The 2,750-nt window shown below is 70.5% G+C and carries 1 protein-coding gene; it reads left to right on the top strand.

Annotated features, from left to right (window positions below; translation table 11 throughout):
• The first annotated feature begins 120 nt into the window (after nt 1-120).
• Entirely contained in the window at nt 121-2,571 is a 2,451-nt protein-coding gene (locus DZG00_RS14275) for an ATP-dependent helicase (protein WP_119383026.1), read from the top strand.
• Nucleotides 2,572-2,750 lie beyond the last annotated feature (179 nt).

Here is a 2,750-nt window from a genome sequence, read left to right as displayed (position 1 = left end):
CGGGCGCCGGAGGCCGTCGCGCGCAGTCCGGTCGCTCGAGGAGCGTCGCGCAGGGCGAGCCGCTGGCGCCCGCCCCCGCCCGGTCGCGCGTCGGGGGCAGCGCCTAGGATCGATGCCGACATGAGTGCTGACCCCGCCGCCCTTCGCCCCTCCAGCACGCCGATCATCCTCGACGGCCGATCGGGTGCCGACGGAGGGGCGGGAGCCCCCGAGGATCCGCTGCTGGAGGGCCTCAACCCGGAGCAGCGCGAGGCCGTCGTCTACCGGGGTCCCGCCCTCCTCATCGTCGCCGGCGCCGGTTCGGGCAAGACGCGCGTTCTCACCCACCGCATCGCGAGCCTCATCGAGTCGCGGGAGGCGTGGCCGAGCCAGATCCTGGCCATCACCTTCACGAACAAGGCCGCCGCCGAGATGCGCGAGCGCGTCGAGTCCCTGCTCGGGCAGGCGTCCGAGGGCATGTGGATCTCGACCTTCCACTCCGCGTGCGTGCGCATCCTGCGCCGCGAGGCGGAGGCCTTCGGGTTCACGCAGAACTTCACCATCTACGACTCGGCCGACAGCCGCGTGCTCATCAAGCGGATCATCAAGCAGCTCGACGCGGACACGCTCGGCTTCACCGTCTCGTCGGTGTCGGGACGCATCTCGAAGCTCAAGAACGAGCTGTCGGATGCGGACACGTTCGCGCGCACGGCGAACTTCAACGATCCGGCCGAGGCCATGTTCGTGGAGATCTTCCGGCAGTACACGCGTTCGCTGGCGGCCGCCAACGCGTTCGACTTCGACGACCTCATCGGCCAGACCGTCTACCTCTTCCGCGCGTTCCCCAAGGTAGCGGCGCTCTACCAGCGGCGCTTCCGCCACGTGCTCGTGGACGAGTACCAGGACACGAACCACGCCCAGTACTCGCTCATCCGGGAGCTGACGCGCGCGGTGTCCCCGGAGGACGTGCCCGTCGACACCCGAATGTCGACGAACGGCATGGGCGGGATCGACGGGGCGTCGCTCACCGTGGTGGGCGACAGCGACCAGTCGATCTACGCCTTCCGCGGTGCCGACATCCGCAACATCACCGAGTTCGAGCGCGACTTCCCGCAGTCCAAGGTCGTGCTCCTCGAGCAGAACTACCGGTCGACCCAGAACATCCTCACCGCCGCCAACGCCGTCATCTCCAACAACTTCGACCGCAAGGACAAGAAGCTGTGGACGTCCATCGGCGACGGCGACAAGATCGTCGGCTTCACCGGGTACTCGGGGCACGACGAGGCCCAGTTCGTGGCCGACGAGATCCAGAAGCTCCACGAGGAGGGCACCGCCTACTCGGAGATCGCCGTCTTCTACCGGACGAACGCGCAGACGCGCGCGCTGGAGGAGATCCTCATCCGCTCGGCCGTGCCCTACCGGATCATGGGCGGCACGAAGTTCTACGAGCGGGCCGAGATCAAGGACGCCATGGCGTACCTCGTCGCGGTCGCGAACCCCGCGGACGTGCTGGCGCTCCGCCGCATCCTCAACACGCCGAAGCGGGGCATCGGCCCGGCGACGGAGACGGCCCTCGCGAACTTCGCCGAGTCGCACGGCGTGACCTTCCGCGAGGCCATGCGCCGCGCATCCGAGCTGGGGCTCGGGCCCAAGGTGACGCAGGCGATCCTCACGCTCTCGCGCATGCTCGACGAGGTGGCGCTGCTGCTCGACCCCGAGCGGCCGGAGGGGCGCACCTCCGTCGGCGACCTCGTGACCACGCTGCTGGAGAGGAGCGGTCTCGTGCAGGCGCTGCGCGCGAGCAAGGACGCGCAGGACGAGGCCCGCGCCGAGAACGTCGAGGAGCTCGTCGCCGTGACGAAGGAGTTCTCGCGCAACAACCCCGAGGGCCAGCTGGTGGACTTCCTCACGGAGGTCTCCCTCGTGGCCGCCGCGGACGAGCTCGACGACTCGAGCGGCACCGTGTCCCTCATGACCCTGCACACCGCGAAGGGGCTCGAGTACGACTCCGTGTTCCTCACCGGCGTGGAGGAGGACCTGCTCCCGCACCGGATGTCGGCGAACGAGCCCGGCGGCCCCGCGGAGGAGCGTCGACTGTTCTACGTCGGCATCACGCGCGCCCGTCGGCGCCTCTTCATCTCCCTGGCGATGACCCGCGCCCAGTTCGGCGAGGTCAACGTCGCGATGCCCAGCCGGTACCTGCAGGAGATCCCCGCCGAGCTCATCGACTGGAAGCAGTCGCCCGGCATGGCGACGTCGCGCGGCGGCACTCAACCGCGCGCCCTCAACGCGAGGCGCGAGGGAGGGGGATACGGCGGTCGTTCGCGCTCGTCGAGCGGATTCGAGGATCCGGCCCTGCCGCCGCCCGCGCGCCCCAAGACCCAGTGGGCGAACACGGTCACCGGGCAGGTGCGCGACAACGGCGACCTCGAGCTCGCGTTCGGCGACCGCATCCGCCACACCGACTTCGGCGACGGCCGGGTGACCGGCGTCACCGGCGAGGGGCGCAAGCGCATCGCCGAGGTGCAGTTCGACGGACCCGCGGGCCGCAAGAGGCTGCTCATCAAGATCGCGCCCATCGAGAAGCTCTAGCCCACCCGCGTCGGCGCCCGGTACGGCGGATGCCGACCCCGATCGCACCGAGAGTGCCGATGCACGCCGCCGCGCACGCGAGCTGCGCTGCGCCCACGCGCTGCGTCCCCCCGGAGCCCGGCACGTCGACCCCCGCCGCCCCGCCCGTCATGGCCAGCTGCGCGTGCGTGGTCGCGGGC

Origin of the sequence: Clavibacter lycopersici, assembly GCF_003576405.1 — a bacterium.
Lineage (GTDB): Bacteria > Actinomycetota > Actinomycetes > Actinomycetales > Microbacteriaceae > Clavibacter > Clavibacter lycopersici.
The sequence above is the reverse complement of the archived record's forward strand: the minus strand, read 5'-3'. Positions and strand labels throughout refer to the sequence as shown.